This is a genomic window from Caenibacillus caldisaponilyticus (assembly GCF_002003465.1).
Taxonomy (GTDB): domain Bacteria; phylum Bacillota; class Bacilli; order Bacillales; family Sporolactobacillaceae; genus Caenibacillus; species Caenibacillus caldisaponilyticus.
This window is the reverse complement of the sequence record NZ_BDDQ01000019.1, coordinates 13822-28907: the sequence shown is the minus strand read 5'-3', so window position 1 is coordinate 28907 and position 15086 is coordinate 13822. Positions and strand designations below refer to the sequence as shown.

Here is a 15086-nt window from a genome sequence, read left to right as displayed (position 1 = left end):
ATTCTCTGCGATAAATCGGGCGGCCTCTTGCGCCGTACCGTCCATCGCAAGTGATGGAGAACTTTCTTTTGAACCTTGGATGAGACAAATGGGGAAGGAGGAATGCGCCTTGGCTTATGTCATCACATCGTCGTGCATCGGAAAAAAAGTCGGCGAATGCGCGCAGGTGTGCCCGGTCGATTGCATTCAGGAGGGCGAAGAGATGTTTTTTATTGATCCGGATGTATGCATCGATTGCGGCGCATGCGAAGCGGTTTGTCCGGAGGCGGCCATTTATCCTGAAGAGGAAGTGCCGGAAGACGAAAAGCGCTTCATCCAGCTCAACCGCGACTTTTTTCATAGAGATTGACGGCATTGGGGAGGCCGCGATTTCTCCGTTAAGCGCTTTCCGCCGTCGTTTGATATGATCGATTTCACGCTTTTTTGACCAATTTATGTCGTTTTCTTCAATCCGATTGTCTGTCGCCTCCGGTGGTTTATACTATAGGTAGAAGGAAACACGCGGTTCGCCGGGGGCGATAAAAATAATGAAGGAAATCGTTGAATTTCTAAAGCGGGTTCCGCTTTTCTCCGAATTGAACGAGGATGAGCGGACACGCTTGGCAGAGATCGCGACCGAACGACGTTATGCGCGCAAACAATTGGTGTTCATGGAAGGGGAACCGCGGGAAGCCGTCTACTTCATCTGTTCCGGATCGGTAAAGATCTTTAAGGTGGACGAAGACGGTGATGAGCAAGTCATCAATCTCTTGAAGGAAGGCGAAATGTTTCCGCACATCGGCTTTTTTGATGACGGGCCTTATCCCGCATCGGCGGAAGCGATTCAGCAAGCGACCTTGCTGAACATCCGCTTGGACGATTTTGAACGGATCATCTTGGAATCGCCGCAAATCGCCATGAAGCTCATGAAAATCATGGGGCGAAAGATGATGGCGTTACAACAGCGCCTCCAAGAGTTGATCTCGGATGACGTCTATGAGCGCGTCGTCCACAACCTGTTGCGGCTGGCGGAAGAGTCCGGAAAACAAAAAGAGGGTGCGCTCGTCATTGAGATGCCGATCACCCATCAAGATTTTGCCAACATGGTCGGAGCGTCGCGCGAGTCGATCAACCGCATTTTTAACCGTCTGAAGAAGGAAAACCTTCTGAAGTCCGACCGACAGTCCATCGCGATTTTGGATATCGAGCGCTTGCGCGGCACGGTGTAGAGTCTGAAGGCCAAGGCCTTTTGACTTGGAAGGAGGCCGTTTTCATGAAAAGGCACGACGCGCTTGTTCCGCTTTCCCATCATCACCACCACGCTCTCGCTAGAGCGTTGGAACTGAAGCGGGTCGGCACGGAACAAAGCATGGGGACTCCTCAAGAGGTCGTTCAAAAGTTGAGAGCGTTTTGGGAAAACGGCGGGAATGCGCATTTTCGCGAAGAAGAAGAAATATTATGGCCCGCTTATGCACAGCATGCGGATGTGGACCGGGAGGACATCAAGGAGAACTTGCTTGAACACGTCAAAATCCGCGCGCTCGTAACGGAGGTTATCGGCAGCGGTGAACCGCCCATTGGACGCATGCGCGAGTTGGGCGAATTGTTGGAAGCCCATGTCAGAAAAGAAGAGCGCCATCTTTTCCAAATGATTCAGGACACCTTGCCGGAAGACAAGTTGATGGAACTGAAGCCTTACTTTCACGCCAACTTCGACGGCGGCGGATCTTAAGCGCCTGTAGGTGATGCCGTTCATCGTTTTAACGTTCTTGGCTCCTACTTTCCATTATTGAGACGCAAAAAGGCATCGCACGAAAACGGGTGGGTCCGTAACATTCATCGTTGTTCTCCTTCGTCGTGTTTTGAGCCGCTTGAGTCAGGGCGGCGGATTGAATCCGCTGGATTCGGCAAAATCGCGGAATACCCAACGATTGATCGCGTTGGGGCGACGACAGATGTGTAACGAAAGATTGAAGGAGGTTGTTAAAATGGGTGCGGCCATGCCTTTGGATGCCATGACGGCAAAGCAAAACTGTCGGATTTTTACCGACGATTGCCTGGAAAAATTGGAAAGCGTCATGACTTATAAAGAATTTCCGGCAGGATCGACCATCTATATCGAAGGCGATCCGGCGGACAAATTTTATTATACCAAAGAAGGAACGGTCAAGCTCACCAAGACGAGCGAAGACGGGTCTGACCTTGTGCTTTATTATTTCTTTGCGGGGGACTTCTTCGGAGAAATCGACCTTGATCATGACCAACGCTGCATTTTTACGGCCGAAGCGTTGGATGACGTGAAGCTGGGCGTCATCCAAAAACAAGATTTGGAATGGTTGATTTACCAGTATGGTGAATTGGCGGTCCAATACGCTTCGTGGTTGACGCACATGCACCGTTACACCCAGTTAAAATTGCGCGATCTCACGTTCAACGGAAAAAACGGCGCGCTCGCTTCGGTGTTGATCAGGGCGAGCAACACGTACGGGATCAAAGATGACCGCGGCTATCTGATCATGAGAAAATTTACGAACAATGATTTTGCCCGTTTGATCGGCGCGACCCGCGAAACCGTCAACCGCACGCTCGCCCAATTTAAACGGGACGGTTTAATCGAAACCGACCGCGGACGGATCCGCATCATCAATATGGACGATCTGAAAAAAATTTGCCACTGCGAAGAATGTCCGCTCGGGATTTGCCGACTGTAAGATATTTTCCATGCCGGATGTCTTTCCGAGCGAAACGCGAAAAAGGACGGGCCGGTTGCCGTAATGGCGGCCGGCCCGTCGGTTTTAGTCATAAGATACCGCTTGGTTATGGAATTGCTCCCAGGCCGCCACGAATTCTTTTTTCGGAGCCCGCCGGTTTTGAATGCCCGCAAGCGGATCGTTAAAGTAGACATGGTCGGCGTCGTAACCCGTGACCAAGACCGCATGCTCCTTGTAGGTGACCTTTAATTCGCCGCGCCGGGTTTGCCAAGTTTGCCAGTCGCTTTCGGGCAGCGGGCGGAATTCTTCATTGACGACGACCCACACCGGACGCTCCTTATCCAATTGTTTTTCGACGGCCTCCCAAGGCTTTCCCGTCAAGACGACGACGCGGTCGCCCAGATAGCGGCGGGCGAGCTCGATGATCGGTTCATCGTAGACGCCGAGGCCGTCCGTCTCAAATGAATACATATCACCGACAAAACCGTCATACAGGTTGCCGCGCAAGCCGTCCTCTTCAAACGGCACTTTCCGGATGGACGCCGCCAGCTCCATTTTGTCCGCTTGAATGCCCGCATGCGCGAGCATCATCGCGAGCGACGTCACTTCACAACCGCGCGGCAATTCCGGCAACTGCCGGATCAGCGGCACATGAATAAGGTTCGTTGCCTTCACAAGCCTCTCTCCTTTCCGCATGCGTCCGTTTTCATTTTAATCGAATTCTTCCGGCGAAGACATCCTTTTTTGCGAGTCAGACGAAAAATTGGCGCCGCCTGATCGGCTTGGCAAAAGTTGAATGCGTGAAAAAAGCGAGCCGGGCCACACTATGTAACGGGAGGTGACATAACATGACAAACAACAGCAATCAATTGCTCGTCCCTGGCATTGAACGTGCCCTCAATCAAATGAAGGAAGAAATCGCAGCGGAATTCGGGGTCAACCTGAGCGCCGATTCGACGTCGAGAGCCAACGGCTCCGTGGGCGGTGAAATCACGAAGCGTTTGGTCGCCCAAGCTCAACAACAATTGGGTTCTTTCCATCCACAATCCTAAAACTCCATAAAAATGGCTCAAGGGAAGCGCAGACGCGCTTCCCTTGTTTTCTTAGCCTGTCGGAGTGCAGGTCACGCTTTGGCGGCAATGCGTTTTTCCGTCACGGGATCAAAGAAGTGGGCTTTGTTCATGTCGAAGGCGAGCTTGAGCTTTTGCCCGTTTTTCACATCGTGGCGCGAATCGATGCGGGCGATGAATTCATGGCCTTCGATCGTTGAATAGAGATAGGTTTCCGCCCCCATCAGCTCGGCGACGTCGATGATCGCATCAAAAGCGGTTTCTTTTGAAGCGTCGATGAACAACGGTTCGTCGTGGATGTCCTCGGGACGGATGCCGAGGATGACTTCTTTTCCGACGTAGCCTTGCTGGCGCAGCGTTTTCATTTTGCCTTCCGGCACCTTGATTTTTGTCTGGCCGAGGACGGCGTAACCGTCTTCCAAGCGGACGTTCATGAAGTTCATCGCCGGCGAACCGATAAATCCGCCGACAAACACGTTTTCCGGAAGTTCATAGACCTCTTTCGGCGTGCCGACTTGTTGGATGACGCCGTCTTTCATGACGACAATGCGCGTCGCCATGGTCATCGCTTCCGTTTGGTCGTGGGTGACATAGATCGTCGTCGTTTGCAGGCGTTGATGAAGCTTCGTCAATTCCGCGCGCATTTGCACGCGCAGTTTTGCGTCCAGGTTGGAAAGCGGCTCGTCCATCAAAAAGACTTGGGGATCGCGGACGATGGCCCGGCCGAGCGCGACGCGTTGGCGCTGCCCGCCTGAGAGCGCTTTCGGTTTGCGGTCTAAAAATTTTTCCAGACCGAGAATCCGCGCCGCCTCTTTCACCCGCTTATCGATTTCGGCCTTTTTGAATTTGCGCAGCTTCAGGCCGAACGCCATGTTGTCGTACACGTTCATGTGCGGATAGAGAGCGTAGTTTTGGAAAACCATCGCGATGTCGCGATCCTTGGGCGGGACGTCGTTCACCAAGCGGTCGCCTATGTAGAGTTCGCCCTCGGAAATTTCTTCAAGCCCCGCGATCATTCGCAGCGTCGTCGATTTGCCGCACCCCGACGGGCCGACGAATACGATAAATTCCTTGTCCTTAATCTCAAGGTTAAAGTCCTTAACGGCGTAAGTGTTGCTGTTTTCATAGATCTTGCTGATGTGCTTCATGGTGATGCTCGCCATGTTTCGGCCCTCCTAATGAAAATAAGCGTCTACATCCATTGTAAACGCTTTATTTTCCGGTTGGCATCGGCAACCTGCACAAAGATCGCCGCCGTTTCTTGTATAAATTTCACAGACCGGTGGGAAGACGACCGCCCCGTCCGCTGCGCATTCGGTCGCCGCCGCATGCCCCGTTGTTGGGCGGAACCCGTGTGCCCTAACGGCGGCGTTAACGTTGTTTTCGCAAACGATGCATCAAAATGCCCAAATAGATGTAGACGGCGTCCTTGAAGTTTTTCGGATCGAGTCCGGTTTTTTCCGAAAACCGGTCAAGCCGGTAAAGCAGGCTGTTGCGGTGGATGTATAACGCTTTGGCCGCCGTCGAACTGTTCATCCCGTGTTCAAAGTAGGCCAGCAAACTTTTTTCCATTTCGGCATCTTCTTCATCCAACACGGCAAAAAGCGGTTGGAAGATGGACTCGATTGCCTGAGTCCCGCATTCCAGCGCGTAGAGAGGCGCCGCTTGGGCAAACGTGAACACCTGTTCTTGCGGATGGAGGCGGCGCGCCAGGCGAAAGACGGCCGCTTCCAAGTCGTAGCGGGCTTTGGCCCGTTCATCGATCGCAAGCGGTCCGCCGATGAATGCGGCGACGTCGATATAAAAATCGGTCACGAGGAGATCGACGACTTCCTGGACGATCGCTTTTTCCGGCCGTTCATTGAGGACGAGGACGGCGGTTCCTTCATCTTTCCACAAGAGGACGGGTTCTTTCGAAATCAGTCCGCCGATCGCTTCGCGAAAGCCCTCCGCATCGGCGATCGGCTTTTTCAAGGCAATATGGAGCAAAAAGTAAGGGGCGTTATTCGCATGATCCAAGCGTTCCGCCGTCAGCCCTTCGAAAAGCAAGCCATGCCAAAAGCGTTCCGCGCGCGTGTAAAGCCGGAGCGGGGGGTGTGCCGGACGAAAGCGAAGCGCCAACAGCGCCCGTTCCCTGTCCGTCATCGCCGCTTTTTTTACGCCGAATCGGACGCCGTTCTCCGCATAAAACCAGTAAAAATCGTCGGCGTCCGCTTCGCTTCGGTCGCCGTCGGTTGCGAGAAACGCATCGCCGTATAGGTTTTTCAATTGGTTCAGCATCGTTTCCCTTTTCATCGCGTTTCCATCGCTCCTGGTTTGGCCGTTTTGGGCTCATGAGTTGAAAAGACGCCAAAAGAAAAACCTCGATCCGTTCAGATCGAGGCGGGGATCAGTGTGAGGTTGTCGGTTTGCTTTCGGGGCGAACGATCTCGCGCGCTTGATCGACGGAGGAGCGCGCCACATCCGGATCGACGGTGCCGCCCGCCAAGCCCTCATTGATCATGCGATCGACATCGAGATAATATTGATCCCTTCCATCGGATAACGAGTCATATCGCCCGTATCGCTTTTCACCCATGGCTTGAACCCCCTTATTGACAAGGGTGTCCGATCCGGGGGAGATTTATGTGACTCCGCCTCGTCAACGATCGTAGACGTGGAATAACATCAGGGCATGTATTTCGGTTGTCAATCGATCCAAATCGGCTTTGTCCGGAGGATCGTCCCAAGTGATGGCCCCGTTGTAATGATAGATGCCGCTGAATTTCGCGCCTTTATAGAAAAAAGAAAAACGAAATTCCTGCCTGCGCGATGTCGGCGAGAAAAACGGCCGATAGGTAAAGTGCGTAATCATGGCCCCACCTCAAGTTAAACATAACATTTGGCGGACCATATGAAAAGCGCAAAAAATCGGGGCATTGCGTCATCAAAAGGAACGGCCGTGCGGTCCATCGGTTCCCGAAAAGCGAAAGGCGGACCGAATGATCAGGGAGCGGGCCGGGGACCGGGACAAAAGCTCACCATACGGGCACCGCAAAGCCCTTGACGAATGGCGCAAAATCCGGGGGTGATACCGATGAGGCCGAAGGCCAAGGCGACGGTTAACGGCGTTAAATGTTTACGGAATCCTTCAAACGGATGGTGTGCAGCCAATCCGGCTTACGGATGCTGAGTTCCGCCAAATGCGTCGCATATTCCAAAAGAAAGCGATGGACGAAGCGCATTTGTTTGCGGACGGAAGGCACGGAGAAGATCGCCGGTCCGGGTTTCGCGTTCGCCTCGAACAACCAGACGCGCTGATCGGCGTCAATACCGAGATCGAGACCGAGTTCGCCCAGCAAGTCGTCGGTTTGTTGGTCGATCACTTCGCTGAGCGTGAGCGCGGCGTCTTTTAAAAGATTCAGACGCTCTTGAGCCGCTTCGCGCCGGAAGACTTCCCCAAGCGTTTTGATTTCGCCGCCGAACGCGGCGTGGGTCGTCAAGCGGTTTTCTCCGGCAATTTTAACGGCGACGGCGCTCACATGCCACCGTCCGTCCCGATCCTTGTTCGTATGGACGCGAAAGTCGTATGGACGGCCGTTTTGGAGCGGGAGTTGAATGCCTTGTTGCAAAATGAACTGAGAAGGATGGTGATCGGCGAACTCCGCGTTCAGCAAATTTTCCAACGTTCCGTAATGGCGCCGCACCGTCCCTTCCAAATTGTTTTCCGCGCAAATCCAGCCGTCTTTCGCCGTTTCGATTCTTTTGATCCCGATCCCGTGGCTGCTGGTTTTCGGCTTGATGAAAACCGTACGGTACAGCTCCAAATTCTTCTTTAAGGCCGCGTAATTTAAATCAGCGGTTTCGGGAAGATATTGAAGGGAGACGGGGTGGGCTTTCAGCGCTTGAAAGATCGCCCATTTATCAAAAAAACCTCCGTTGAACCATGGGACAGCGAAGTCTTTTTGGAATCGTTTTTTGGCTTCTTTGACCTTCGGCAGATGTTCGCTCTTGCGGTTCGGCACGCGGTCGTAAATCACTTGGGGGAAAGGGGCGACCGCGTCCGTCCAACGCCCGTTATGATAGCGGACGGCGCGGACGGCGCCTTTATTCCAATCGATTCGGTCGGGGGTAAAAAGATAGGCGTAAGCGCCGAATCGCTCGGCTTGTTTCATGAACTTGGCGAAATCGTCCGTCCGCGTGCCGAACGGCCGCGCCGAGCCTCGGATATAGCCCGTCGTAAATATGCCGATGACCGGCAAAAAGCAAAGCGTGTCGTCTTTAATCAGCGCCCGCAATCTGATGGGCGTGGGCATCATCAAGGATGCCAACAGATCCTCAGAGATGTAACAAACGTCATCGTCCGTCGTCGTCACGGCGCATGGCTCAATTTTGTTTGAAAAGCTCACTTTCTCAATGCCGCTGCGGTATAATGCATGAGGTAATCTGACGGTCGCGGATGCTCCGTTCAAATTTTTGACGTTGATGATTTCCACGGCGGAAATCCCTCCATCCTAATCGTGCTGATCATAGCATATGGTTGTTTGCCTAAAGTGGTGATTCGTTTTGCGGTTTTCAAACCGATCGAAAGAGGATGATGTTTATGGAATGGTGGCACGCATTGGAGACGGTCTGCCTGCTTACGGTTGTCGGCGCCGTGATCGGCGGCTTGACGAACGACGTGGCCATCCGCATGCTGTTCAAGCCTTACCGCCCCCTCAAGATCGGCAAGTGGCGGCTTCCGTTCACGCCGGGACTCATTCCGAAGCGGAGGGATGAAATCGCCGATGCGCTCGGAAAGCTCGTCATCAAACATTTGATTACGGCGGATGGACTGGAGAAAAAATTGTCGGAGCAGGGATTGCGCGATCGGATCGCGCAGCGCATAAAGGCCGCGGGCAAGCGCTGGCTTGACAATGGCGAGGCGTTGCGGGAAAAACTTCCCGGCCTCGATGCCGATCGTTTGCTGAAAAGGCTTGATCGCTGGATGACGGACGAATGGGGACGGGTTGGGGAAAAGTTATTGACACGATACGGCGACTACCCGCTTCGCGAAGTTCTTCCCCGCAATTGGCAGGCGGCGGTTGAAAGGGAATGCCCGCGATTTTCCCGATACATCACGGAAGGCCTCGCGGATTTTTTGGACGGAGCCGAAGGCCGGGCCCTCATTAAAGACGCGATGTTCCAACTGCTTGAAAGAAGAGGGCTTTTCGGCAACCTTTTGAATTGGCTCCTCGACGGTGATGCGCTCGTCGAACAGCTCGTCTTTTTATTGAAAAAACCGGCGGTGGCCGAATGGCTGGAAAGCCGGCTCAGGGAAGAATGGCAACGCACTTTGTCGCTCACCGTCGGCGAGGCGAACGCCCGCCTGAACGTGATCGGGCTCCTGCCTCGGGCGGTCTCGGATCTTCCGCTGAAAGACATGCTCGCCACTGGCCTTGCCCGCGATGTTGCCAAATGGAGCGCGGAGGTTTGCGATCGCGTGGTGCCGTGGGCGGTCGATCGGTTGTTGGAACGGGCGGCGGCGAGCGCGCCGGTCATTTTGCGGAGCCTCGCCCTGGAAGATCTGGTGGCGGAGCAAGTTCGCCGCTTTTCCGTGCAAGAACTGGAGGAAGTCATCCTTTTTATTTCAAAGAAGGAGTTTAAAATGATCACATATCTCGGATTTTTTCTCGGCGGTTTGATTGGCGGTGTGCAAGCCTTTTTCGTTTTGGCGCTTGGCTGACGGCATGGCTTCGTCCGAAGCGGCTTGCTTCCCGCGGTGTTCCGCGCGTGGATTGCTGTCGTGCCGCCTGAGGATGATAAACGTGTGCCTTGTTTATAAAATCCGGGGATGAAGGGACGGGTTTTTCTCTGTTACACTTGGGATGAACGCCTCAGGCGAGCAAACGATGAAAACGGGGAGGATCCGATGGGCAATCTTTATGAGCTTGCGAATGAATTGGAAAAAGCCGTTCGGTCCAGCGGCGAGTATCTAAGCTTGAAGGCCGCTTTTCAAGCGATGCTGGAAGACGCGGCGGCACGCCGGCTGTATGAAACGTTTCAGCGCGTTCAAGCCGACGTGGAAGCGCGCGGCCGGAAAGGCGACCGTTTCTCTGAAGAAGATGTGCGCGACATCCGGGACAAATGGGAACGCATGTTGGAACATCCGAAAATCGCGAGCCTGATCGCCGCGGAACAGCGGCTGGGCGATGTGCTCAACGACGTGCATAGGCGGATGAACCGGCCGTTGGAGGAGCTGTATGGCATGCTGGGGGAGGGAGCGAACGGGCTGAACGGCGCCGCAAGATTTACAAAAAGTTGATGAAAGCTTCAAATGCGCTTCACAATGGCGTGTTATCTTTAAAGCGATTCATAGGTTGGTCTCCTGTTATAAGCCTCTAAGGCTTATTTTTTTTGGCCGTCGTTCCGTTCACGCCCGACGATGAGGCCCACGTCCGTCGCGCGTTTCGGCACATGCCTTTGGCCTGTTCTAAACGTCGGAAAGAAGACATATGGATAAAAACAGAACGGCGCCATCTTATCGAAAAGGGGGATGACCTTGGTATACCGCTTGCTCGCTTTGGACATCGACGGCACCCTTTTGCGAAGCAATCATCGGCTGGATCGCGAGACGAGAGAGGCGATCCGATATGCGCAAAAAAAAGGCGCGATCGTTACGCTGGTGACGGAACGCCATTTTCATTCGGCGGCGAAAGTGGCGAAGGCATTAAGGTTGAAACATCCGATCGTCGCCCATAACGGCGCTTTTGTTTCGGCTTCCATCGACGCGCCGGTATACACGAATAAAATCCATCATGGCGTGTTGCTCGAGCTCGTTGAACTTTTGGAAACCTATCAATGCCGCGTGCGCATTGCCCATGAAAAAATGGCCATCGCCAACAGGCCGCGCCAACAAAACCTCATCGCGAAAATCACGGTCGGCGTGAACGAACCGCTTTTTTATCCGGTGAGTTACGTTCAGCGCTTAAGCGATTATTTGCGGGAAAAGGATGACGAGGCAACGGATGTCCAGGTCGAGGTGCATCCGGGCCATGCCGATGAAATCCTCGAGTCGATCAACAGGTTGTTCCCATCTTTGGAGATCGATCGCAGAGACGAGCGGACGTTCGTCCTCACGCGCAAAGGCACGTCAAAGTTTAACGGTCTCGCTTATCTCGCCGCGCATCTCGGCGTTCCGTTGTCGCAAACGGTTGCGGTCGGCGATTCCGAAAACGATTTGGAAATGATCGAAAAGTGCGGGCTCGGCGTCGCGATGAAAAATGCGCCGAGAAAGGTGCGCGAAGCCGCCCAATGGGTGACGCGCACGAACGACATGAACGGCGTCGCTTATATGGTGAGAGAGGTCTTTAGAAAACAAATGCGCGTCCGCGTGTAGCTCCCCTGATTCCGCATCAGGGGATTTGTTTTTTGACCCGCATCCGGTTGCATCAAGCCGATGGGCGGATCGGCGGAACTTGTGGCCCGCGAATGGCCGGCGCATGCGCAGACTTTTATGTATCCTCTTTCCGCTTTCCCGCCGGGATAAGCGGCGCGCCCCTCTATCCGTTTAGAAGGCGCCGGCACCGTCCGAAGCATCCCTATCTCCTCCTCATCCGCCTACCTTTTACATAATTTTATGGCTTGAAGAGATGATAGTATTGACGAATTTTCGAAGGAGCTTTTTGTCGTGCGAAAAAAACGGCATTGGATCGCGGCGGGGGCGGTTGCCGCTTTGGCGGCCGTCATCGCAGCGGTTTGGACATCACATTTTGAATATGCCTATATGCCCGGGGCGAATCAAACGATCAACCGCCACTTTATCGAAACGGGCTACGATTTGTGGGGGCGCTTCATTTCCGATAAGGCGGCCGGGGGCGGGGGAAACCATCGGTCGCCGGCCGACGGGGCGGTCAAAATCGACGAACATTTGCTCAAACTCGGCAAGACCGCCTTTTACAAAGAAACGTTCGGCAATGAGGTGTTTTTAACCGATATCCTCGGTATTATTAACGGACCTTTAACCTTCGGCAATCTGATGAAGGCGGTCGTTGCTCTTCACGGCAAGGGGACGACCGACTTGAAAGTAGAATTGGCTTCTGACGCGAAAATCGGCGGCCGAATGTTTCGCAAAGGTGAAAAAATCAGCACGGGGATTGACGTGCCGAAGGGGGCCTACGCGCCGCTCGGCATTCCCGTCCACTACGACGGCGGAAAGATCAGAGCCGGCATCAGCTGTGCCGCCTGTCACGCCACGGTCGACCGGATGTCCAAAAACGTCGTTGAAGGGGCGATCAACAACGATTTGAATCTCGGCCTGCTCATGGCGCTCGCGCCGAATTCCGCCTCTTATTTTACGCACGCGCAAATTCAAGCGCTGAAAACCTTTATTACTGAAAAGAGCGGCACGGTGACGAACGGCGGGGGACATAAACTGAGACTTCCCGATCCGAAAAAATTGGAAGACGCCGTTGACGCCCAGCTCCTTCGCTGGCCGGCGGGAAGTTTTGATTCAACCATTGATCTGAAAGCCAATCCGACGAAGATTCCCGATGCTTTTACGAAGGGCGATTTTCCCTATGGATGGAGCGGCTTCGCACAAGTCGGGCCTTTCCATGGGCTCAGCGTGTTTACGAACAATGTCCATGCGCAAAATACCGATCCGTTGTCGCAAGCCGACGCGAGCCGAGCGCTTTTTGACATCGATAAAGAAGTGTATATCGGGACGATTTTGCAAAATGCCGCCAACCCGAAATTCCGCTATAATCCGGCATCGGGAAAAACGCCGTCCCGCTTTTTCGCCGAGATCGATCCGACGCCTGGGGTGCCGGGCGTCAACCAACTGGTCAAAAACCCGAAGTTTCCGAAGCTGACGCCGGCTGCCCCCGACGGTTTGATCGCAACGAGTCCCGGACAAAAGGTGAACCGGGAAAACAACGCGATGGCCGCTTGGCAAAACACCATCGTTCCGCCCAAGGCACCGGTCACGTTGGATGAAAAGGCGGTGGAACGGGGCAAAGGCGTGTTCATCAAAGCAGGGTGCCTGCGCTGCCATGCCGGGGCATATTTGACGAACAATCGCATCGTGAGCGCGAAAACGATCGGCACCGATCCGTCACGGGCGAGGGCGTTGAAAAAAACGGAGAACCAGTTCGGCCGGGCTGTGCAATACGCGCCCAACACCCCGACGCCGCTGCCGAAGCATCCCGATGTTCAACACGTCCCGCCTGCGCCGCTCGGCTTTTCCCAACGCCAACTCGGATTCGCCCACGGCGTATCCGCGGGCGGCTATAAAACGCCGAGCCTGAACGGACTTTACTGGTCAGCGCCGTATTTGCACGACGGCGGCGTCGCGGTCGGAAAAGACTTGCGGCACGATCTCGGCATTCCCGGGACGACCGGAAGAAATCTGCCCATTGATCCCAGGAACAGCTTGCGGGCGCTTGTCGATTCACGGCTGCGTGCCCGCGTGGTCGCCGCCAATCGGCGCGCCGGGTTGGAGGCCCTTCACGTCAGCGGCCGCGGCCATGATTTTTACGTGGATGAGACGACGGGGTTCACGAAAGCGGAACAAGACGCGCTGATCGCTTATTTACTGTCGCTGACTAAATAACATCGGTCCCCGATCGGGTGCGGTGGGCGCTTGTCCATCAACGGATGTTTGGCGGACGATAGGGAATGCGCCAAGGAGGCTGAACGGCGCCGCTGCCGCCATAAACCATAAACGCGAGTCACCGGAGTTTGCGACACGCCCAGCCCCGGGCTTGCCCCGCGCTTTTTCATGGAAAATATCCATTTTCATACCGATTGAAGAATAATTTGGGAAACCGTTGCGCAAAATACAACCAGACCTAGACCATGGAAAAAGGAAGCGAACGGGCATGTCGCACACATTGATTGCACGCTCTTTTTTTGGAACGACGATGGGCTTTCACATCATTTTTGCCACCCTCGGTGTCGGCATTCCGCTCATGATTCTTGCGGCGGAACTTCTTTATCAAAGAACGGGCGACCGCGATTATTCGGTGATGGCCCGGCGGTGGACCAAGGGGTTCGCCGTTTTGTTAGGCATCGGCATTCCGACGGGAACGATCGCCGGCGTCCAGCTCATGTTGCTCTGGCCCGGCTTTATGACGTTCGTCGGAAAGGTGATTTCCCTGCCGTTTCAAATCGAGCTGTACGCTTTCTTCATCGAAGCGCTTTTCATGTCCATTTATGTCTACGCGTATGACCGTTTAAGGCCATGGCAGCGGATCGCAAGCGTCTCCCTCGTCACGCTGGGCGCGATGGCTTCCGCCGTTTTGATCACCAATGTCCACACGTTTGAAGATACGCCCGCCGGCTTTAAGTTGGTCGACGGAAGGATCATGGACGTGCACCCGTGGCAGGCCTTCATGAACCCGAGCTTTGTCGATCAGGCCGTTCACGTCGCGGTATCCGCCTTTATGACGGGCGCTTTCTTCATCGCGACGATTGCGGCGTACAAAATGTTGAAGCAACGGGATTACATAAGAATTTACACCTTCCACCGGAAAGCCTTGATGCTTTCGCTCGCGGTGGGCGGCATTTTTTCGGTTTTGACCGCGCTGAATGGGCATGAAACGGCCCAAGGCGTCGCCCAATGGAATCCGGAAAAATTGGCGGCGGCCGAAGGATTGTTCGAGACGCGAACACACGCCCCGCTCGCCATCGGAGGCTACGTGAGCGAAAAAGATCAAGACGTCAAATACGCGCTGAAAATTCCGGGAATGCTCAGCTTTTTGGCCGGAAATCGCTTTGATGCCCGCGTCAAAGGGCTGAACGATTTTCCGCGCGATGAATGGCCGCCGCTTTTTATCCACGTCTTGTTCAACGGCATGGTCGGAATCGGTTTTCTTTTGTTGGCTTTATCGGTGATCGGGTTCATCTGGAATAAAATATTGAGACGGCCCGCTTTTCCGAAAATCATGATGTGGGGCTTTGTTGCTTCCGGTCCGCTCGCGATATTAGGCATTGAGTTCGGTTGGATTTTTGCCTGCACGGGCCGGCAGCCGTGGGTGATCTACCGCGTGATGCGCACGGAGGAAGCCGTGACCGGAGCCGGTCATTTGGCCGGGCTGTTCACGCTTTTTCTCGCCGTTTATATCGTTCTCTTAATCGCGGCGCTTCTCGTCTTGTACTTTTTGTTTCGAAGGCATCCCGTGGCCAACGATTTGCCGCCGTCCTCCGGCAAACCGGAGAGCCTATAACCGGCGACTGAGTCTCGCCGAATGGGGAATGATTTTTGAAAATGGGCGGGTGTGACTGCATGGCTTCAGGCGAGGCGGACGAGTCTTCCAAGGGCAGGACAACCATCTGCCACAGCGGCTGGGAAGACGTGTCTTCGTCT

At 54.3% G+C, this 15086-nt stretch carries 16 protein-coding genes; 10 read left to right on the top strand and 6 right to left on the bottom strand.

The features are described 5' to 3' along the window. The first annotated feature begins 109 nt into the window (after positions 1–109). The 4 genes from fdxA (at position 110) to CCB157_RS06815 (ending at position 2690) form a co-directional block, all read left to right on the top strand. A complete protein-coding gene (gene fdxA, locus CCB157_RS06830; RefSeq protein WP_077615168.1) occupies positions 110–349 on the top strand; it encodes a 4Fe-4S ferredoxin in 240 nt (79 codons plus the stop codon). Between the two features lie 178 nt (positions 350–527). Continuing rightward, positions 528–1208 carry a Crp/Fnr family transcriptional regulator gene (locus tag CCB157_RS06825; RefSeq protein ID WP_077615167.1) on the top strand — a complete coding sequence of 227 codons (681 nt, stop codon included), beginning with the start codon at positions 528–530 and terminating at the stop codon, positions 1206–1208. A gap of 44 nt (positions 1209–1252) precedes the next feature. Beyond that, complete coding sequence (locus CCB157_RS06820) at positions 1253–1711, top strand: hemerythrin domain-containing protein (RefSeq protein WP_077615166.1); 459 nt, start codon at positions 1253–1255, stop codon at positions 1709–1711. Between the two features lie 256 nt (positions 1712–1967). Further along, complete coding sequence (locus tag CCB157_RS06815; protein ID WP_158077237.1) at positions 1968–2690, top strand: Crp/Fnr family transcriptional regulator; 723 nt, start codon at positions 1968–1970, stop codon at positions 2688–2690. An 84-nt stretch (positions 2691–2774) separates the two neighbouring features. Here CCB157_RS06815 and CCB157_RS06810 read toward each other — a convergent pair whose 3' ends face one another. Continuing rightward, the gene (locus CCB157_RS06810; protein WP_158077236.1) at positions 2775–3365 is read right to left on the bottom strand and encodes a C39 family peptidase; all 591 of its coding nucleotides are present in this window, start codon (positions 3363–3365) and stop codon (positions 2775–2777) included. Positions 3366–3538: 173 nt separating this feature from the next. On the opposite strand from CCB157_RS06810, the gene CCB157_RS06805 reads away from it, so the two are divergent. Beyond that, positions 3539–3742 carry an alpha/beta-type small acid-soluble spore protein gene (locus CCB157_RS06805; RefSeq protein WP_077615163.1) on the top strand — a complete coding sequence of 68 codons (204 nt, stop codon included), beginning with the start codon at positions 3539–3541 and terminating at the stop codon, positions 3740–3742. Between the two features lie 71 nt (positions 3743–3813). On the opposite strand, the gene CCB157_RS06800 is transcribed toward CCB157_RS06805, so the two are convergent. The 5 genes from CCB157_RS06800 to CCB157_RS06780 all read right to left on the bottom strand — a co-directional run bounded on the left by CCB157_RS06800 (position 3814) and on the right by CCB157_RS06780 (position 8235). After that, positions 3814–4923, bottom strand: coding sequence for an ABC transporter ATP-binding protein (locus CCB157_RS06800; RefSeq protein ID WP_077615162.1), 1110 nt, complete (start codon positions 4921–4923; stop codon positions 3814–3816). A 208-nt stretch (positions 4924–5131) separates the two neighbouring features. Continuing rightward, complete coding sequence (locus CCB157_RS06795; protein WP_077615161.1) at positions 5132–6055, bottom strand: PucR family transcriptional regulator; 924 nt, start codon at positions 6053–6055, stop codon at positions 5132–5134. Positions 6056–6149: 94 nt separating this feature from the next. Beyond that, positions 6150–6338: a hypothetical protein gene (locus CCB157_RS06790; protein ID WP_077615160.1), complete on the bottom strand. Its 189-nt coding sequence runs from the start codon at positions 6336–6338 to the stop codon at positions 6150–6152. A gap of 63 nt (positions 6339–6401) precedes the next feature. Further along, a complete protein-coding gene (locus CCB157_RS06785) occupies positions 6402–6614 on the bottom strand; it encodes a DUF5342 family protein (RefSeq protein WP_077615159.1) in 213 nt (70 codons plus the stop codon). A 256-nt stretch (positions 6615–6870) separates the two neighbouring features. Next, a complete protein-coding gene (locus tag CCB157_RS06780; RefSeq protein WP_077615158.1) occupies positions 6871–8235 on the bottom strand; it encodes a YheC/YheD family endospore coat-associated protein in 1365 nt (454 codons plus the stop codon). A 107-nt stretch (positions 8236–8342) separates the two neighbouring features. On the opposite strand from CCB157_RS06780, the gene CCB157_RS06775 reads away from it, so the two are divergent. The 5 genes from CCB157_RS06775 to CCB157_RS06750 all read left to right on the top strand — a co-directional run bounded on the left by CCB157_RS06775 (position 8343) and on the right by CCB157_RS06750 (position 14946). Further along, entirely contained in the window at positions 8343–9464 is a 1122-nt protein-coding gene (locus CCB157_RS06775) for a DUF445 family protein (RefSeq protein ID WP_158077235.1), read from the top strand. Between the two features lie 186 nt (positions 9465–9650). Next, positions 9651–10043, top strand: a complete 393-nt coding sequence (locus tag CCB157_RS06770) for a YlbF family regulator (RefSeq protein WP_158077234.1) — start codon at positions 9651–9653, stop codon at positions 10041–10043. Positions 10044–10280: 237 nt separating this feature from the next. Next, a complete protein-coding gene (locus CCB157_RS06765) occupies positions 10281–11117 on the top strand; it encodes a Cof-type HAD-IIB family hydrolase (protein ID WP_077615155.1) in 837 nt (278 codons plus the stop codon). Positions 11118–11408: 291 nt separating this feature from the next. Next, entirely contained in the window at positions 11409–13331 is a 1923-nt protein-coding gene (locus CCB157_RS06755; RefSeq protein WP_077615153.1) for an electron transport protein, read from the top strand. A gap of 268 nt (positions 13332–13599) precedes the next feature. Next, a complete protein-coding gene (locus tag CCB157_RS06750; protein ID WP_077615152.1) occupies positions 13600–14946 on the top strand; it encodes a cytochrome ubiquinol oxidase subunit I in 1347 nt (448 codons plus the stop codon). The last annotated feature ends 140 nt before the right edge of the window (positions 14947–15086 follow it).